This is a genomic window from Stenotrophomonas sp. CFBP 13718 (assembly GCF_014842145.1).
In the GTDB taxonomy this organism is placed as follows: Bacteria; Pseudomonadota; Gammaproteobacteria; order Xanthomonadales; family Xanthomonadaceae; genus Stenotrophomonas.
The window spans coordinates 207,045-223,314 of the sequence record NZ_JACYVC010000005.1 but is presented as its reverse complement, the minus strand read 5'-3'; the positions used below and the strand labels follow the sequence as shown (position 1 = coordinate 223,314).

18 protein-coding genes and 1 pseudogene are annotated in these 16,270 nt (G+C 61.5%); 7 read left to right on the top strand and 12 right to left on the bottom strand.

The annotated features are described in order from the left end of the window. Nucleotides 1-73 precede the first annotated feature (73 nt). Nucleotides 74-1,030 carry an AraC family transcriptional regulator gene (locus tag IFT58_RS10645; protein ID WP_192094825.1) on the bottom strand — a complete coding sequence of 319 codons (957 nt, stop codon included), beginning with the start codon at nucleotides 1,028-1,030 and terminating at the stop codon, nucleotides 74-76. 106 nt (nucleotides 1,031-1,136) lie between these two features. Between IFT58_RS10645 and IFT58_RS10640 the strand changes: the two genes are divergently transcribed. Further along, nucleotides 1,137-2,375, top strand: a complete 1,239-nt coding sequence (locus tag IFT58_RS10640) for an MFS transporter (protein ID WP_192094824.1) — start codon at nucleotides 1,137-1,139, stop codon at nucleotides 2,373-2,375. A 74-nt stretch (nucleotides 2,376-2,449) separates the two neighbouring features. Here the strand turns inward: IFT58_RS10640 and IFT58_RS10635 are convergent, their stop codons facing one another. From IFT58_RS10635 to IFT58_RS10615, 5 genes and pseudogenes are all read right to left on the bottom strand, one after another. Continuing rightward, nucleotides 2,450-2,962, bottom strand: coding sequence for a transporter (locus tag IFT58_RS10635; protein WP_192094822.1), 513 nt, complete (start codon nucleotides 2,960-2,962; stop codon nucleotides 2,450-2,452). A 256-nt stretch (nucleotides 2,963-3,218) separates the two neighbouring features. Further along, complete coding sequence (locus tag IFT58_RS10630; protein ID WP_192094821.1) at nucleotides 3,219-3,770, bottom strand: hypothetical protein; 552 nt, start codon at nucleotides 3,768-3,770, stop codon at nucleotides 3,219-3,221. Between the two features lie 201 nt (nucleotides 3,771-3,971). Then, complete coding sequence (locus IFT58_RS10625; RefSeq protein WP_192094820.1) at nucleotides 3,972-4,490, bottom strand: hypothetical protein; 519 nt, start codon at nucleotides 4,488-4,490, stop codon at nucleotides 3,972-3,974. 93 nt (nucleotides 4,491-4,583) lie between these two features. After that, a pseudogene (locus IFT58_RS18810) lies at nucleotides 4,584-5,291 on the bottom strand (DDE-type integrase/transposase/recombinase); the annotation flags it as partial. Between the two features lie 73 nt (nucleotides 5,292-5,364). Further along, the gene (locus IFT58_RS10615; protein ID WP_192094818.1) at nucleotides 5,365-5,823 is read right to left on the bottom strand and encodes a BLUF domain-containing protein; all 459 of its coding nucleotides are present in this window, start codon (nucleotides 5,821-5,823) and stop codon (nucleotides 5,365-5,367) included. A 134-nt stretch (nucleotides 5,824-5,957) separates the two neighbouring features. Between IFT58_RS10615 and IFT58_RS10610 the strand changes: the two genes are divergently transcribed. Further along, complete coding sequence (locus IFT58_RS10610; protein WP_192094817.1) at nucleotides 5,958-6,203, top strand: hypothetical protein; 246 nt, start codon at nucleotides 5,958-5,960, stop codon at nucleotides 6,201-6,203. Between the two features lie 81 nt (nucleotides 6,204-6,284). Here IFT58_RS10610 and IFT58_RS10605 read toward each other — a convergent pair whose 3' ends face one another. Next, on the bottom strand, nucleotides 6,285-6,734 hold the full coding sequence (locus IFT58_RS10605) for a GNAT family N-acetyltransferase (RefSeq protein WP_192094816.1): 450 nt from the start codon (nucleotides 6,732-6,734) through the stop codon (nucleotides 6,285-6,287). A 309-nt stretch (nucleotides 6,735-7,043) separates the two neighbouring features. Here IFT58_RS10605 and IFT58_RS10600 point away from each other — a divergent pair, with 309 nt between their 5' ends. Genes IFT58_RS10600 through IFT58_RS18935 form a run of 3 tightly spaced genes read left to right on the top strand, consistent with a single transcriptional unit; the run spans nucleotide 7,044 to nucleotide 10,443 of the window. Next, the gene (locus IFT58_RS10600) at nucleotides 7,044-9,182 is read left to right on the top strand and encodes a TonB-dependent receptor (RefSeq protein ID WP_192094815.1); all 2,139 of its coding nucleotides are present in this window, start codon (nucleotides 7,044-7,046) and stop codon (nucleotides 9,180-9,182) included. Between the two features lie 8 nt (nucleotides 9,183-9,190). Further along, nucleotides 9,191-10,321, top strand: a complete 1,131-nt coding sequence (locus tag IFT58_RS10595) for a PepSY-associated TM helix domain-containing protein (protein WP_192094813.1) — start codon at nucleotides 9,191-9,193, stop codon at nucleotides 10,319-10,321. Next, a complete protein-coding gene (locus IFT58_RS18935; protein ID WP_274602776.1) occupies nucleotides 10,318-10,443 on the top strand; it encodes a hypothetical protein in 126 nt (41 codons plus the stop codon). The genes IFT58_RS10595 and IFT58_RS18935 overlap by 4 nt, the downstream gene beginning before the upstream one ends. A gap of 308 nt (nucleotides 10,444-10,751) precedes the next feature. On the opposite strand, the gene IFT58_RS10590 is transcribed toward IFT58_RS18935, so the two are convergent. Genes IFT58_RS10590 through IFT58_RS10580 form a run of 3 tightly spaced genes read right to left on the bottom strand, consistent with a single transcriptional unit; the run spans nucleotide 10,752 to nucleotide 12,639 of the window. After that, the gene (locus IFT58_RS10590) at nucleotides 10,752-11,042 is read right to left on the bottom strand and encodes a type II toxin-antitoxin system RelE/ParE family toxin (RefSeq protein ID WP_192094811.1); all 291 of its coding nucleotides are present in this window, start codon (nucleotides 11,040-11,042) and stop codon (nucleotides 10,752-10,754) included. Further along, entirely contained in the window at nucleotides 11,035-11,280 is a 246-nt protein-coding gene (locus IFT58_RS10585) for a type II toxin-antitoxin system ParD family antitoxin (protein WP_192079899.1), read from the bottom strand. The genes IFT58_RS10590 and IFT58_RS10585 overlap by 8 nt, the downstream gene beginning before the upstream one ends. Before the next feature lie 45 nt (nucleotides 11,281-11,325). Beyond that, entirely contained in the window at nucleotides 11,326-12,639 is a 1,314-nt protein-coding gene (locus IFT58_RS10580; RefSeq protein WP_192094809.1) for a DUF1173 family protein, read from the bottom strand. A 631-nt stretch (nucleotides 12,640-13,270) separates the two neighbouring features. Between IFT58_RS10580 and IFT58_RS10575 the strand changes: the two genes are divergently transcribed. Further along, nucleotides 13,271-14,419, top strand: coding sequence for a site-specific integrase (locus IFT58_RS10575; RefSeq protein ID WP_192094807.1), 1,149 nt, complete (start codon nucleotides 13,271-13,273; stop codon nucleotides 14,417-14,419). Here the strand turns inward: IFT58_RS10575 and IFT58_RS10570 are convergent, their stop codons facing one another. Next, the gene (locus IFT58_RS10570; protein WP_192094805.1) at nucleotides 14,420-15,112 is read right to left on the bottom strand and encodes a hypothetical protein; all 693 of its coding nucleotides are present in this window, start codon (nucleotides 15,110-15,112) and stop codon (nucleotides 14,420-14,422) included. Nucleotides 15,113-15,567: 455 nt separating this feature from the next. On the opposite strand from IFT58_RS10570, the gene IFT58_RS10565 reads away from it, so the two are divergent. Beyond that, complete coding sequence (locus tag IFT58_RS10565) at nucleotides 15,568-15,870, top strand: hypothetical protein (RefSeq protein WP_192094803.1); 303 nt, start codon at nucleotides 15,568-15,570, stop codon at nucleotides 15,868-15,870. Here the strand turns inward: IFT58_RS10565 and IFT58_RS10560 are convergent. After that, nucleotides 15,867-16,232 carry a hypothetical protein gene (locus IFT58_RS10560; RefSeq protein WP_192094801.1) on the bottom strand — a complete coding sequence of 122 codons (366 nt, stop codon included), beginning with the start codon at nucleotides 16,230-16,232 and terminating at the stop codon, nucleotides 15,867-15,869. The two genes, IFT58_RS10565 and IFT58_RS10560, sit on opposite strands and share 4 nt — an antisense overlap. Nucleotides 16,233-16,270 lie beyond the last annotated feature (38 nt).

Genomic DNA, 16,270 nt, shown 5'->3' with positions numbered 1-16,270 from the left:
GCGCGTCCTGCCGACTTGTCGCGGGCCCGCAACGGCGGTCGCGTGGGCGCAGCTGGGACGTGGCAATGCGCTGTCAGGCGACCCGATTCCGCTTGCTCGCGCCAGGCGATTGACCGTTCACTCGTTTGAAGGCTCGGCTGAACGCCGCTTGCGAGGTGTATCCCAATCGAAGTGCGACCTCTTCGATCGGAAGCTTGTTGACCGAGAGCCATCGTGTCGCCAGATGCATCCGGATCTGCGTGACATATCGGAGTGGCGGCACGCCGATGGTGCTCTGGAAGCGCTCGGCGAAGACGGATCGGGACACGTGCGACTCCGCCGCCAAGGTGTCTACCGTCCAGTCCCGGCCCGGGTCGTCATGCAGCGCCAGTAATGACCGAGCCAAGCGGGGATCGCGCAATGCTGCAACCAACCCCGACGCATCGTCGCACCCCCGCTCCACCCAGCCCCGCACGATCATGGCCGCAATCACATCCGCCAGTCGCGCCAATATGCCGGCAAAGCCGATCCGCCCCGAGCACACCTCGCGCTTCATTGAATCGATCAACGGCAAGAGTCCAGCGAATTGGGCGTCGTTGTAACCGGCAAGCATCACGCTCGGCATCAACTTGCTCAGCCCCTGCATGCCACCAAGATCAAACGCCATGCGTCCGTAGAGGAGCACCGCACTGGGCACCGCATGCGTGCTCGGACACGTGTCGACCCCCGCCACTGAATCGCTGAGGGGAGCTGCTGAAAAGCTGTCGATGGGGCTTACCCGCTGCTTCTGGCTGGACACCAGCGCATGCCCTTCGCCGCGCGGCATGAACACCGCGTCCCCAGCAGTCAACACGTGCTCGCTCCCGTCGTCACAACGCAGCACAGCGCTGCCCACCGCAATGTAGTGAAAGTAGGCGTGACCCGGCTTGAACTCGAATCCCAAACCAAAGTCTGGGCCGGTCTGGATACGGCGATATTCAACGCCGTGCAGATGCATATCGCCCAGCAGCTGGTTGATCAGGTCCGCAGGCGCGGGAGCATGCTCACTCATAGAGGGACTCGGTGTTTCGATCAAAACTTCAGGTCATATGATCATAGATCATCCGACACCCCATCCCTAGACTCTCGGCATTCCACGCTTCGTCGAGAACCATGCAATGAGTAATGTCGTCGTTGAACCGGCACGCGAGGTGCCCGCAGAGCCAGTGGGAGAGCTGCCGCCGCCGGCATGGGTCGCTGTGTTTTCTCTTGCCATGGGCGTCTTTGGGCTTCTCACGGCCGAATACCTGCCCGCAAGCCTGCTCACGCCCATGGCAACGGACCTGGGCGTGTCAGAAGCACTCGCAGGACAGGCGGTAACGGTGACGGCGGTCGTCGCTCTGTTCGCCGGACTGCTGGTGCCTGGATTGACCCAGCGGCTTGACCGACGGAATGTCCTCCTCTCTTTCACCGTACTGATGATCCTGTCCAATCTACTGGTCGCGGTGTCGAACAGCCTTGTCACCCTGCTGGTGATGCGCGTTCTTCTGGGCATCGCACTGGGCGGCTTCTGGAGCATGGCAGCGGCCGTGGCGATGCGCCTGGTGCCAGCAGATCGGGTGCCGCGCGCCCTTTCGATCATTTTCAGCGGCATTGCCGTGGGCACGGTCGTATCCGTTCCGCTCGGCAGCTATCTGGGCGGCTTGTTTGGCTGGCGGAGCGCCTTCTGGGCGGCTGCTGGGGTCGGCAGCCTCACGCTGCTGTTCCAGTGGTTCACGTTGCCACGTATGGCCCCTCGCTCGACCACGCATGCGGTGTCCGTAGTGGCACTGCTGCGTCGGCCGGGGATTGCCATCGGCATGGCAGGCTGCGTGCTGGCCCATACCGGTCAGTATTCGCTGTTCACCTACATCCGTCCCGCCCTGGAAACCTTCGCGGCGATCGATGTTGATGGCATCGCACTGATGCTGCTCGGGTTCGGCGTGGCCAACTTTGTCGGCACTCTATTTGCGGGCTGGTTGATGGAGCGCACTCTGCGCGCCACGCTCGTCGTCATGCCCGCGCTGGTCGCCATTGCGGCGCTTGGCATGGTCTTGCTGCCAGTGAACGTCACGGGGCTGACCCTCCTTGTCTTGCTGTGGGGCCTGGCGTTCGGCGGCGTCCCGGTAGCGTGGTCGAGCTGGGTCGCTCGCGCTCTTCCGGACCAGGCAGAGAGTGCCGGTGGGATGGTGGTCGCTGCTGTGCAGTCATCCATCGCGGCAGGGGCGGCACTCGGCGGCCTCGTCTTCGGCATGGGCGGCATTACGACGGTCTTCGTGGTCGCGGCGATCACCATGCTGGTTGCAAGCGTTGTTATCGCGCTACGCGTCAAGGTTGAGGCCCAGGGCACTGGGGTGCTTGGTGGCCACTTTCTCTAGGGAAGGTCTGAGCGGAGCTGCGCGAAATGCGATGGTGGTGCCAGTCGCTGGCGGGCCAAGTCACGCGTGTACCGCTACCGCAGAACAACCTTGGGCACGCCGCAAAGAAGCATCCATGCGGCCAAGGCTGCACCGTAGCCGAGTACTCCGCCAACCAGCGTCGTACCAAGTACATTTCCCGAGAAGAGCAGATAAAGGCTCTGTCCCCGCAGTGCGGCGCTGGGGCCCCACTCTAGAACGATAACCGGCAGCACAATGAGGCCGATGCAGATCAAGGCGCCTCCGGTTGCGACAAACACCCGGGTGCCCAGGCCATTGTCCGGCGGCTTGAAACCGGACAGCGCACGGCGCATCCGAAAAAAAAGGAGGGGAACAGACACTAGATACATCAGAGCCACATACACCCATGCACGCGCGTCGTCAGCGCGTTCACCGCCTATCAGCTGATTGACCATCGGCAAGCGATGGATCGCTTCTGCTGCCAATGTAAAGCATATGCTCAGCAACATGGCCGGCTTGAACAAACGAGAAACCTCTTGCCATTGCGCTTCCCGCCTCGGCTGACCTGGATCCATGCCTTCGAACATGTCCGCTTTCCTCGGTGGGTGTGGTGCCGGGAGCTCCGCGCTCGCGCAGCGATTGTGCGGTGTGTTGCTGCAACGGGCTTAGCAGGTGGTCAATTACCCGCCGATTGCCGGTCTTGATCTCCGTGCTGAGGTTCATGCCAGCGCTAAACCGTGCGTTGAGCGCCGTCGAGCTGCAGCAGTTACTTGTTCACCTTCACCCGAACCGGAAACACGAGAAAAAACTACTCGTCCCACATCGCATCATAGGACAGGCTGACTACCTTTCACTAGCCCTCGTAAACCATTGCGAAACGATTTCGGCTGCACGCAAATGATCCGAGTGGTTGCGCGCGGCGTATAAATATTCGAAGTAAATTCCATCAAGCTGTATTTCTGCTAAATAGTTTCCGTCGCCCGGCGTTCCACCGCTGCTTTGCCTCGCGTGAACCCGCCGCCCGTCGGGGCCAGTAAAGCGGACGATGCCCAGCGCAAAGGCATCACATGATGGGAAATAGCGGACAAATCCGTCGCCCTCATCGGCTAGACGAGCGCCCTTCTCGTGTCTTGTATAGGCGTCAGGAACGCGCCCCGCTCGGACCAACAGTCGAATGCGCGACGTCGTTGCAACGCCAGCTCGTGCTCCGCCGACTAGAACGCGGCCGTCGTCGGCGGACAGATAGACGGCCAAGGCATTGCCCCCAGCGGGCTCGGCACCGGGCTGGTGCATATATGGGCGCAAGGCTTCGTGCATGGGCGATTGCTCATGAGGTCCTTGGCAGGCGGACGTGACCACCAGCAGAAGTGTCATCAGGATGCGGAACAGATGCATGGGAGTGTCCAGCGTAGATCGATCCTCTAGTCAACCGTAAATATTCGGGTGTACGTGCAGAACCGGCGTATCGGCCGGATTTTTCCGAAATGATCCAGCGCGAGCATTGGCGAGGCCGCCTGACAAGCTCCATGTAGCATGCAACTTCTGCTTCGCCGCAATTTCAGCTCGCGTATCCGTACATTGGAACAAAGTTGCAGTTCAACCGCATGTGGACATCATTCGTCGCATTCCTCCGAACAACATCCAGATGGCAAGAGCCGCTGCGTAAGCCAGTACGCTTCCGCCCAACGCCATCCCCGGCAAGCTCATTGCGAACAGCGTATACGTGGCATGAGCACTTCCGACGGCCTGAGGTCCTATCACCAATAGCAATATGGGCAACGCAATGATCAATGGCAGAGTCGCGACTGCAAGCACAGCGAAAAGTAGGCGATCGCCCAGCGCGCGCGTCGGCACCTTGTAATCACGCAATGCAACGAAGATTCTCACCAGCAACACTGGCAGGATCACCGCATATAACAACGCTACGTAGATCACCACCCTTGACCCCACGCCCCAGGCATCACCAAGCATGCTGGAAAATGGGGACCATTGAGCTAGGCACTCAGCGACGATCGCAGTCGCGATGCTGAGGTACACACTGACTTTGAATTGGGCCGACACCGCTCTCCATTGGGCGTCACGCCGTTGGCGCTCAGAATCCGTGCTTTCATACATGTCGGAGTTCCACAAATGGAGTGACGACCAAGTTCAACGCTCGTGCAGCGATTCAATACTGTGCTAATGGTGATCCGCCATTTTTAGCCGTCGCTAATATTGGAACCCGACTTCCAGTCCCAGCTTCTGCATTGGCGTGATTACACCGACCACCATATTCGGTGCTCATGGTTGTTATTCCATAGCAAGCAGGCGGCAATTTCATGACCCAGCTCTATATCGTTGAACATTTTGCTGGCAAGTCACGCGTAGCGGACCGTCTGGTTTATCGTGCTCGATGCTGGCGTTCTGCTGCGGATTTCCTGGCTGGATGTAGAGCAATGCAATACTCAGCTGTTAGGCCTGCGATTGCAATGCCCCGCTGATGTATTCAGGGCCACGTCGCACCGTATCGCAACAGGCTTGCCTCGCCATTCGACGACCTGCTCCAGACTGCCGATCACATGCGGCGCAGGCAAGGAGATTTCGACCTCCGTCGCCAGTCCGTGCCAATTGAAATCGTCAGTACATTCAGAAGCCGAATGCTTCGCCCATCGGCCAGCGGATCCTGCAGGAAATCCAGCGACCAGGTCTGGTTGGCCGCCTCCGGTACCGCCAGCGGCTCCAGGGTCTCTCGGATGATGCGCTTGCGTGGCTTGATCCGGAGATTCAGTTCCAGCTCGCAGTAGATGCGATACACATGCTCGTGATTCCAGGCAAACCCTTTCACGTTCCGCAGATGCAAGAAAACAGCCCTAACCCCCAGTCACGGTAAGCACTAGTCATCCTGACAAAAAAGTCGGCGATGACCGCGTCTTCCTGGCAGACCGTTACCTGATAGTGATGGCAGGCATCGCTCAAATAGTCGGCCTTGCACGCACAAGCAGTGCATCGCCTACGGTTGGCTTGGGACAGAGATCGAAAGGCCGCCCATCACGTGCGGGAGCACAATCTGAGACAGCTCCTCCACACCGGTAGGCAAGGTCTGCTCATCGCGAACCGGACGGAGAGCAAAACTGTCCCATGCACTGGCTACAAGCTTGCTGATGTCCCGCTCATCCGTGGACAGCACTCGCATAGACCAGTAAGGAAAGTGGCGTCCACCTGTCCGCGCGCGGCCCAGCTCAATGATGTCGGTGTGGGCCTCAGAATGGATCACACGGGCGAAGGCCACAGACAACCCATCCTCCGGCCCTTCGATGTATTGGAAGAACCGTTCGCCGTCGGATAACAGCACACCCGTCACGCCGGCCTGCATATTGAACGCAGCGGCTTTTCGGACGAAATCTTGGACTGACGCCAGGGAAAGCCCCGGACTTGCATTGCTGGTGTAAGCAATTGCTCGAATTGGCATTGCGCCCACTTTGGGAAATATGAAAGCAGCGTGCTCATGCCCTCAAGAGCCCATGATGCTAGGCCCACGAAAGGGTGAGGTCAACTTCACATGCGCGAGCGTACGTTCAGTGCAGGTCACGACATGGATCAGCTATGACGAACACCGGCGCATTCCAGATCCTGAGATTCGAAATGATCCGTATTCCCGAGGCGGAAGTCGAGGTGGTCGATTCCATCACGGCCCGCTGCCTGCGATGTGGCCACGTTACCACCATCACCGACGGGGCAATCCATCACCTGACCGGGGGCCTGGTAATGCAGTGCGAGCAGTGCAGCAATCGGCAAGCGCTCCCCAATGCGGGCTTGTCATCTGCTCGCCCTGACGCCGCCAGAGCGTGAGCGGCTGTGTGCCGTCGCTTCGTCCTGGCCCGGCGTTGCGCCCTGCCAAGCTCGCCTGCCCGATCGTTTTCTGGACGCCAGTCAGGCGGCCAGGGCGCGATTCATGGGCTGATAGATAAGCCCAGCAGCTTCAGCCACCGGACCGGCCAAGGCGAATCCATACCGCGTGTATGCCGGCACCGAGGGCAGCGACGCGCTGACGGTGATCAATTCGGCCCGGGCCTGCGCCAGCGCCGCTTCAACCAGCTGTCGCCCGATGCCGCGTCCCTGGGCGTCCGGGTCGACGAACAGCATGGAAATGTGTCGGCCTTCCTTGAGCTCAATGACACCGACTACGCGTCCAGCCTCTTCGAACACGAGTATTTTGTTGTCGCCTACAAAACGCTTGGCGAAGGATGACGCGGCTGCGATCGAGCCGAATGTCGCGACACCCTGAGCGGTAACCGTAGGAGCAACAGATTGTGTGAATGCCGCTATGCAGATTGCACTGGCGGCTTCGAAATCGTGTGGAGCGAGCGCGCGAACTGACAAGAGCTGACCTCAATCACCGTCGACAGGTAAACACGATTTTACAGGTGCGTTGCACAGGCGGGTTTGCATTATTGGCTGCAGGCGAAGGCGGGTAACGAAATTGGTCACGGATACGGCTATGGATGGCCTGGCGAAGTGGCAGGGTCGACGCGGCAATGCGGCGATCCCAGCGTCGGAACGGCGGGCGATGCCCTGCACCTGCGCCTCTTCGGCTTCGTCGCGACATCAGACCGGACCTCAAACCGAGCGGTCGACGCTATCGGCCTACATGTTAATATTTCTCATTCGCACCTACCGACCTCCACCTCGATGACCCGCAAGCCGTTCCGCTTCTCTGCCTTGGGCCTGGCCCTGACCTCGGCCTGTGCGTCTGCCCATGCGGCCCCACCCTCCTCGCCCGACGTGCGCCAGCTGGACGCCGTGCAGGTGCTCGGTCGCGCCCAGAGCCTCTACCGGGTGGACGACGCCACGGTCGGCACGCGCACGGACACGCCACTGGCGCTGGTGCCGCAGTCCATCCAGGTGGTGCCGCGCGAGCTGATTGAAGACCAGGCGGCCCGCCAGATCACCGACCTGTACCGCAGCATCAGCGGCATCAGTTTCTTCAGCTACGCCGGCGTGACCCTGCGCGGCTTCCGCCAGGAGAACGTGCTGTATGACGGCCTGCGTGGCGACCCCTACGCTGGTTTTTCGGTGCCGCAGCTGTTCAACATCGAGCGCGTGGAGGTCCTGAAGGGGCCGGCCGGCGCTCTGTACGGCGGCGGCGATGCTGGGGGCGTCATCAACTACGTGACGCGCAAGCCGAAAGCCACCCCGGAGCGCCGCATCGAACTGCAGGCCGGCAACAACGATTTCAGGGCCGCATCGATCGACGCCACCGGGCCACTGAATGCTGCGGGCAGCGTGCGCTATCGCGCAGGGCTGTATGGCGACACCGAACAGGGCGTGCGCTGGAACGCGGACAGCGAGAGCGTGATCGGGGACGCATCGCTGGCCTTCGACGTCGGCGACACCGGCGAGCTGACCCTGCAGTTCACCGACATCACCCAGAACCTGGGCGGCAACCGCCTGCGCGGCGTGCCTGTGGACGACAACGGCAGCTTTCTGACCGACCGTCGCTGGAACCACAACGAAGCCACCGACTTTCTCGACATGCGCGCCAAGGTTGCCCTGGCGCAGTACCGCTTCTCGCCCAGCACCAACCTGGACGTGGATGTGGGGGCACGCTGGTTCGAGAACAACGAGCATCAGATCTACCACGAGCCGATGGGCCTGATCGACCGCAACCGCGACGGCGTGCCCGAATGGATGACCCGCCAGCTGCGCAACCAGATCCGCGACAACGACGCATTCACGGCCAACGGCAACGCCGTGTGGCGCGTCAGCACCGGCAGCATCGAGCACAAGGTGCTGTTCGGCGCCGATGTGTACCAGCAGGATGCGGACTTCACCGCGCAGACGGCCAACAGCGCGGATCTGGCGCGGGGTGCCGGCCCGGTGCCGGGCATCGACCTGTTCAACCCGGTGTACGGCGCAAGTTCGTGGCGCGACTACAACCTGGCCGCCCTGCCTTGGCGCAGCACGAGCACGCGCAGCAAGCGCTATGGCGGCTACCTGCAGGACGAACTGACCCTGACACCGCGCTGGCATGTGCTGGCCGGACTGCGCTGGGACGGGTTCAAGGACGATGACCGCATTGCCGGCACCACCGTGGATGGCAACGACATCAGCTGGCGGCTGGGCAGCACGTATACCGTGCGCGACGGCGTCAATGTCTACGCCAACATTGCCAGCGGCTTCATGCCCCAGAGCGCGGGCAACCAAAGCGCCGAGGCCGGCGGCCCGTTCGATGCCGAGCGCAGCAAACAATGGGAAGTCGGGTTGAAATCCCTGCTGGCCGAGCGGGTCACCCTGAACCTGGCCGCGTACCGGATCGACCGCAGCAATATCGTGCAGGCCACCGGCGAGATCGTGGACGGCGTCAACCAGCTGGCCGCCCTGGGCCTCGTGCGCAGTACGGGCATGGAGCTGGACCTGCTGGCCGATGTCACCGAGCGCTGGGTGCTCAACCTGACCTACGCCTACAACGATGCGCGGGTGAAGGATGCCGGCAGCAACGGCATCACCAACGCCTCGGGCGACCGCTTCGCCAATGCGCCGCAGAACAAGCTCGGCCTGTGGACACGCTACGATCTGCCGGCGATCAACTCCGCTATCGGCTTCGGCGCCGATTACGTGGATGAGCGCGTCAGCCTGGATGGCCAACGGGTCAAGCCATACACCGTGTTCGACATGAGCTGGAAGACGCAGTGGCAGCAGTGGCAGTTCCAAGCCAACATCAAGAACCTGTTCGACAAGGTCTATGCCGCCAGTGGATTCACCGAGCGCACCGGCCACTTCCCGGGTGAGCCACGCCGCGTGTACGTGCAAGCGGCGTACTCCTTCTGAGCCTGCCCATGCGCCAGCCTACGCCAGCGCACCCCAACCGCCCTGCGCGCAGCGGGAGCGGGCGTCGGCTGTGGTTCGACCTGCACAGTTGGCTGGGCCTGAAGCTCTGCCTGTTCATGGGCTTTGTCTGCCTCACCGGGACGCTGGCGGTGTTCTCGCAGGAGATCGACTGGCTGCTGCACTCCCCCATGCGCGTGGCTGACGGGGGCGAGCAGGCCAGCTGGGGTGCGGTCATCCATGCCGCACAGACGGCACATCCGGACTGGGAACTGGAAGGCATCACCGCCGGCCATACCCGCCTGTTCGCGGCGCGCGCGCAGATGCACCTGCCCGATGGAAAGCGACGCTTCGTCTGGGTCAATCCGTATACCGCGCGGGTGACCGGCGACACCGGCTGGTTCAATACGCAACGGCTGCTCCGCAACACCCACCGCCACCTGATGCTACCGGTGGCCTGGGGCGTGCCACTAGTGGCGGCGCTGTCCATCCCGTTGCTGCTTTCACTATTGAGCAGCCTGTACATCTACAAGAAGTGGTGGCGCGGTTTCTTCAAACGGCCCGACCCCTCGCGACCGCGCCGCCTGTGGGGCGATGTGCATCGCTTGGCCGGGGTGTGGTCACTCTGGTTTCTGCTGCTGATCGGGTTGACCGGGGCGTGGTACCTGATCGAATCGCTCGGCGGCGATGCACCGGCTGCGCCCACGATGGAACTGGCCAAGGGCAGCGACCGCATTGCCCCCGTAGACCCGGCCGCCGTCGATGACGCGGTAGCGAGCGTCCGCCAGCAATGGCCCGGGCTCGGCATCCTCGCGGCCATTCCCGCAGTCGATGGCGGCAGCATCCTCTTCATGGGCGAAGCCGACGCCTGGCTGGTGCGGGAGCGGGCGAACAACATCGCCGTCGACCTGCACACCGGGCAGGTGATGGGCATGCATGACGGCCGTGCGCTGGGCGTGCATCAGCGTATTGCGGAAATGGCCGATCCGCTGCACTTCGGCAGTTTCGGTGGCTGGCCCATCCGACTCCTCTGGTTGCTGGCCGGTACCCTGCTGACCGGACTGTGCTTTACCGGGGTGTATCTCTATGGACTGCGCACCGTGGATTCGCTGCGATCGGCGGCAAAGAGGAGGCAGGCATGAGTGGTGAGAAGCTGCCGGGGCCTTGGCGCGCGGCATGGCACGGCATGGGGCGTTGGAGATGGCTGTGGCTGGTGTTGTTGCTGGTGTGGGCGTCGCTGGTGCCGTTTGAGGCGGGGAAGTAGATTCGGTTGGCCAAATTGCGGACACCTGTTTGGCACGTGCGCCAGAGCATTGCGCCAAGCGGGTCTTTCCCGACGACGCAGCGTAGAGTGCGCGCGCAGTTGGCCTGCAGCTTATAGTGCTGCTCGGGTAATCGCCCCGCAGGTTGGCAGCAGCCATAAATGGAATCTTCTCGTAACCCTTCCCGAGGAGATTGCATGAAAAGTCACGATTCACCGACAGCCAGATCATCGCCGTGCTCAAGAAGGCCGGCGTCGACAGCATAGCTCCACTTTAGGCAACCGCTAGAAACGGGGGGAATTGCGGAACCTCACAGGTAACGCAGCGCATCCATCCGATCATGCAAGACACGAATGGTCGCGATCCCATACTCGGTGATGCGAAAGTAGACCATGTGCCGCTCAACGCGGCTGCAACGGTAACCCGGCCGGATGTGGTCACAAGCTTGGGCGGTCTTGGGCGACTGCGCCAAAGCAGCAAAAGCGGCGGTCAGAATGTCGATGTAGCGATGCGCTTGCTCCACGCTCCACTGTTGAACGGTATAGGCCCAGATCACCTCCAGGTCACGCTCGGCGGCCGGTGCAAGGCGATACTCAACCATGCTTGGCCGACATCCGCTGCTTGAAGGCGTCAGCGTCGAAGGGGCGCGGTTCGCCGCTGGACTCACCGACCATCAACGCCGAACGGATCGCCTCCACTTCGGCGCTACGCTCCTGCTCACGGCGGATCAGGTCGCGGATGTATTCGCTGTCGTTGGTGTAGTGACCGCCATCGATCTGAGCCTTGATCCAGCCGTCCTGCTTGTCGGTCACAGTGATGGTTTTACGCACGGTTCCCATGATTCGGCCTCCTGTATCGTTGTCAGCAGGGCAAAGGCTATCATACTATTGGTGCGCAATGACGCAGGCGAGGCATGAGCCGACCACGCAGCCGAGCCAAGTCCCTTGGCGGCGTATCCGCAGTGGACGACTGACCCAAGCAGACTCAGCCGACACTGGAAGCGGCGGAATCGTAGCAGCCGCACAGGCATCCCATTGCCACCAACCAGATGGGTAGCTCGCATTGTAGTGAGCGACTTTGACCACCTTTCGCGCCAGATACTCCGGCGTGTTCATGCCGAACACTTCCATCGGGTAATCGCGAACCATGTCCAGCAGCCAAAAATCCGGGAATACCGCATCAAGCGCCGAGTCAAAACGAAGCGGCTTGTAGAAGCTGCGTCGGTTGTCGTAGAGCAACTGTTCCACTGTCGCCTCATGGCCGGAATCCAGAGGAATCAGGCGTTCACTGACCCGCATCAGCGCGACCTTGTTCACGTCCGCATAGGGCTTGGTTCCGGCCCGAACGCTCACATGCAAGATGGCATAGATCTGAGCCCCCGCCTCCCAGGCATTCAACTCGGCTGCGAAGCTCTCGGTTAGCGCCGTCCTCGCCATATCGGCCAAGTACATAGCTGGCATGCCAGCGGCGCTGCGCAGGGGCAGTCGTTCGAGCACTGCATCACGATCCGGGTTGTATCTTGCCAGCGGCGCAATCGCGACCACGTTGCGCTTGTGCTGCCGGGCAGTCGCCACGACCTGGAGGTTCCTTTCCTTTTCCTTGGAACCATCAGCGGCGGGCACCAACAGCACGTCGTTTAAGGTCATTCTTGCAGTACTGATCCGTTGCGCTTGCTCGGCCATCAAACGGGCGACAAGCCATTCGCCACGCTTTCCATCCATTGCCGGGTACCACTGGATCAGACCGCTTTCGGTCCAGAGCAGATGCAAGAGTCCCAGCAGCGACATCGCGTCGCGTTTCACGCCCGGTCCCGCAACGCGCGGCGGTGCTGACTTGGCCTCTGTCTTGGCTTGACGCGGCTGACGCAGTGGAAGGTCCAGCCGGACATTCAGCCCCCCATCGTCTAGTTCGTTGACCGCCTTGAGGCTGTAACCCTGCAACCCCGAACTGGTGGCATCCGGTGAGTAGAAGCGGCAGTTCCGACGATGGCTCGGACCAGAGCGAGGGTAACGATGCAGGTGATAGTTGTTGCGCAACTGGACCGAAAGCCGACCTTCGCCAGTCGGCGTGCAAAGACAAACGAAATGGGTCACACGGTGGGCACGGGTAAGCGCAGAGATCCAGCCAGCTCCTTGCTGGCTTCTTCTATCAAAAACCTTGCCGGTGTTGGCGACCCTGAGTGAGTAAATTGTCGTCATCCCATCTCCGTATTGGTTCGATTCAGTGGCCGGCCTTGCTCACTAGTGATCAAGACCGCTCCTCTAGCTCACGGGCTAAAGAACCCCATGATCAGGAAGGTGCGCAACGCAAGGACGCATCTGCACTTCTATGTGACTGTGGCGTGCCGCATCAGCCGTGGGTGGCACAGGCCCTGCAGCAGCTACCGGGCCGGGCGAAGGCAATGCACTTGACATCAATAGACCCTCCCCAAAACCCCTACCATCAGCCATGACCGGACCAAGCTTGGACAAACGATTGGCGGCACTCAAGCCAACCGACACCTTGAAACCCGATTGTTGGGTCCATCCATGCACCCAACCCTTCCGCGCAGCGCGCTCCAGGGCCAGCCATTCGGCTGTCCGTATTCGCTCCCGGCGAATCCGTCGAACCCGCGTCGCTTCGGCACCCACCTCTCTCCACCAGATACGCAAAACGCCCCTTTCGGGGCGTCTTGTGTATCTGGCGGAGAGAGTGGCCGATTGCGCTGTCTCACTGCGCCTCATGTTGACTCAATAGCTAGGCGTATCAGTCTGTGCGACTCCACACCCATACCATGCCGTCTCACTCAATCGCACCCGGAAGTATGGGACAAAGTATGGGACGGTTTTAATGGCGCGCCCGATCAACCGGCTCAGTGCCAGAGCGGTCCAGACCCTGACGAAGCAAGGCTATCACGCCGACGGCGGTGGCCTATACCTGTTGGTGAAGCCGACCGGTTCGAAGTCGTGGGTGCTGCGCTTCCGCCGCGGTGGCCGGCTACGAGAAATGGGCCTGGGTTCCACTCAGGTTGTCAGCCTACAGGAGGCGCGCGCCGCGGCTCTGGAGCATCGCAAGCATCTCGCCAGCGGCGAGGATCCCATCGACGCGCGCCGTGCAGCCCGGAGCGCAGGAGCCACCTTCGGCCAGGCCGCAGAGGCTTACATCGATGCGCACCGCGCTGGCTGGAAGAACAATGCCCAGGCCGACCAGTGGGCCCAGTCGCTTAGGGACTACGGCCCAGCCGAGTCGCTGCCCATCGCTCAGATCAACACCAGCTTGGTGATGGCATGCCTGAAGCCGATCTGGTCTACCAAGACAGAGACCGCAACCCGCGTGCGCGGCCGCATCGAGCGCGTGCTGGACTGGGCGAAGGTTCACGGGTTGCGCGAAGGCGACAACCCAGCGCGTTGGCGTGGACACCTGGAGAACCTCCTGCCCAAGCCAAGCAAGGTCAAGCCGAAGCGGCACCATGCGGCCATGCCGTTCGTCGATGTACCGGCCTTCATGGCCAGGCTGCCGGAACGCGATGCAAAGTCGCGACGGGCACTCCGCTTCACCATCCTCACCGCGGCCCGCACCGAGGAGGTTACCGGGTCCACGTGGGCGGAGTTTGATCTGGAAGCAATGCTATGGACGGTGCCGGCGTCACGAATGAAAGGAGGCCGGGAGCATGTCGTGCCCCTGACGTCGGCGGCTGCAGGCATCCTGGCCGGCCTCCCCCGCTCCGCTCCGCCGTTCGCACTCTCGGAGAACGCGATGCTCTACCTGGTCCAGAAACCAGCGCCGAAGGGATTCGGTCTGCCATACACCGTTCACGGCTTCCGATCTAGCTTCCGCGACTGGGCGGCAGAGCAAACCGACTTTCCTCGGGACGTCGCAGAGATGGCGCTTGCGCATGCGATTAGGGATAAAACAGAGGCGGCCTATCGTCGCGGAGCGCTAATCGAGAAAAGGCGGGGATTAATGGAAAGCTGGGCTGACTACTGCCTGACTCTGTAACTACTGTGGGTTTTCGACACTAAGTTTAGCCATCCATCCTGGCGATGATTCTTCTCTATAGTAAGAAACTTTAATTATCGCAGCACCATCCGCGCCTGCTCGGTCAACGTAGCTAATCCCGATTTCAAAATCATCAGGTTTCTCACCAGCAGGAACTAACCAGACAATGTCAACATCCTTCCCTCGCGCCCAAAGTTGCACCGGCGTCCCTACAAACCCAGCCACTTCAGGCGGCGGAACAAACAACACGCTCGTGACGTCGGCGCCTACGTTCTTTATCGGAGCCCTCAGCCGGCCAGCACCTCCACTGTAGCTTCCGCCTACGCCATGCGCGCTAAAGATTGGCAAGCCTGCTCGGCGAGCAACTTCACGCTGTCGGCGGACCTCCTCCATCTCAAGATGAACCTGCTCGCGGGTGACAGAGACAAGCTCCCGCTGCTGCTCAACAGAATTCTTAAGCTCCTCAACCTGAAGCTCGAGAGCGCGCGTGTTCTGCTGTAGCTCGATCCCTTGCTGAAGGTATCCACAGATAAGCCAAAAGAAGCCAAGGGGCCCGAGGACGCCAGCAAGGAAGTCGCCCAGCTCATTGAGTTCGAGATCTGCAATTTTTTGACCGCTCCCGATCACATACCAAGCTATGGATACACCGTAGAGAACCGTGGCTACGATTCCTCCCGCCGTGATTTTGCTCATCTCTAACCTTCCGTGGACGAAAGCCGGAGGTTACATCGAAAGCAACTTGGAGCACTACCATGTCAAGGTTGGGGAACATCAACAAAAACAACGGCTAAGGCACTCAGTCGCGATCATTGGTGGTCTAGCGCAATCAATGACTTATCAGGCGGCGGGGGTCAGTTGGGGGTCACCCCATCGGGCGGCCATCGAGTCGAACCTGTCGGCCTCCCGCCTTAGGCATGCAGCCCCTCGCCGGCGGCGGGCCATGGCCTGCCAATCGCCGCTTCGGTCCTGCTCCAGCTCCCGGGCCTGCCTATGCAAGTCCTCCGCCTTGCCGCGCGCCCAGCGCGCCTTTCCTGCGTGCTCTCTCGTCATAGGCCCATTGTCCGGCCGGGCCGTCGCAGTGGCCGATACGCAGGCAACGGCAGCTGACTGAGGTTGTAGGATTGAGGCCAGCCTCCCCGAGATGTCGCATGACGCAGACCACAGACCAGATCCTCGAACGCCTGACGAACTGCGAGCTCGAGCTCCAAGCCTCACGTGGCTACATCAAGGCTCTGGAGTACGGGCTGCAGGCGGTCATAGCCTCCCACCCTACGCCTGCAGCTCTGGCGGAGCTGTGGTCCCATGTACTGCCCGAAGTGGCAGACGTGCATGGCGGGGATGGCAGCAGCTCCCCACTCTTCGATGCAGCTTTCCAGCAGGCGCTAGCTGGGCTATCCGATCACATCCAAGGCGCAGCAGACCGACAAGCTGGCAGTGCTGAGCAAGCCTAGGCCGGACCGATCACGTCGCGGGGGTCCAGTTGCCTCCCCCTGCCCCGCAACACGACGTGGTCTTGGATCCACTGTAGCTTTTTTGCCACCTTCCGCCGCAGCGCCTGCTCGTGGCGCAAGGCCCACATCTCGCAACCGCGCCGGCCTGCATCAAACGAGCTACAGTGCCGGAGCAGCAGCGGTGCATGCACGCCATCCTCGGGGGTCAGCCTGGCCAGCCACGTGCCATCGACCCTCTGCTGCATGGACGCTACCTGCTCCCCATGCAGGAACAGGCCTGTCGGGAGCGTGTCGAGGTGGCAGCGGGGCTTCCAGTAGAAGCCGTCAGGCATGGGGGTCAGGGTCTGGGTGTCGGCGTCCATGGGCAGGAGGATAGGCCGGCGCAGTCTCATAGCCCGAT

Excerpts from the sequence above, each read along its gene's own strand:
- IFT58_RS10575 (WP_192094807.1), top strand. The coding sequence starts at position 13,271 with ATGGCGCGCCCGATCAACCGGCTCAGTGCCAGAGCGGTCCAGACCCTG.
- IFT58_RS18935 (WP_274602776.1), top strand. The coding sequence starts at position 10,318 with ATGAGTGGTGAGAAGCTGCCGGGGCCTTGGCGCGCGGCATGGCACGGC.
- IFT58_RS10645 (WP_192094825.1), bottom strand. The coding sequence starts at position 1,030 with ATGAGTGAGCATGCTCCCGCGCCTGCGGACCTGATCAACCAGCTGCTG.
- IFT58_RS10580 (WP_192094809.1), bottom strand. The coding sequence starts at position 12,639 with ATGACGACAATTTACTCACTCAGGGTCGCCAACACCGGCAAGGTTTTT.
- IFT58_RS10635 (WP_192094822.1), bottom strand. The coding sequence starts at position 2,962 with ATGTTCGAAGGCATGGATCCAGGTCAGCCGAGGCGGGAAGCGCAATGG.
- IFT58_RS10560 (WP_192094801.1), bottom strand. The coding sequence starts at position 16,232 with ATGGACGCCGACACCCAGACCCTGACCCCCATGCCTGACGGCTTCTAC.
- IFT58_RS10640 (WP_192094824.1), top strand. The coding sequence starts at position 1,137 with ATGAGTAATGTCGTCGTTGAACCGGCACGCGAGGTGCCCGCAGAGCCA.
- IFT58_RS10595 (WP_192094813.1), top strand. The coding sequence starts at position 9,191 with ATGCGCCAGCCTACGCCAGCGCACCCCAACCGCCCTGCGCGCAGCGGG.
- IFT58_RS10615 (WP_192094818.1), bottom strand. The coding sequence starts at position 5,823 with ATGCCAATTCGAGCAATTGCTTACACCAGCAATGCAAGTCCGGGGCTT.
- IFT58_RS10565 (WP_192094803.1), top strand. The coding sequence starts at position 15,568 with ATGACGCAGACCACAGACCAGATCCTCGAACGCCTGACGAACTGCGAG.
- IFT58_RS10590 (WP_192094811.1), bottom strand. The coding sequence starts at position 11,042 with ATGGTTGAGTATCGCCTTGCACCGGCCGCCGAGCGTGACCTGGAGGTG.
- IFT58_RS10625 (WP_192094820.1), bottom strand. The coding sequence starts at position 4,490 with ATGTATGAAAGCACGGATTCTGAGCGCCAACGGCGTGACGCCCAATGG.
- IFT58_RS10630 (WP_192094821.1), bottom strand. The coding sequence starts at position 3,770 with ATGCATCTGTTCCGCATCCTGATGACACTTCTGCTGGTGGTCACGTCC.
- IFT58_RS10585 (WP_192079899.1), bottom strand. The coding sequence starts at position 11,280 with ATGGGAACCGTGCGTAAAACCATCACTGTGACCGACAAGCAGGACGGC.
- IFT58_RS10610 (WP_192094817.1), top strand. The coding sequence starts at position 5,958 with ATGACGAACACCGGCGCATTCCAGATCCTGAGATTCGAAATGATCCGT.
- IFT58_RS10570 (WP_192094805.1), bottom strand. The coding sequence starts at position 15,112 with ATGAGCAAAATCACGGCGGGAGGAATCGTAGCCACGGTTCTCTACGGT.
- IFT58_RS10600 (WP_192094815.1), top strand. The coding sequence starts at position 7,044 with ATGACCCGCAAGCCGTTCCGCTTCTCTGCCTTGGGCCTGGCCCTGACC.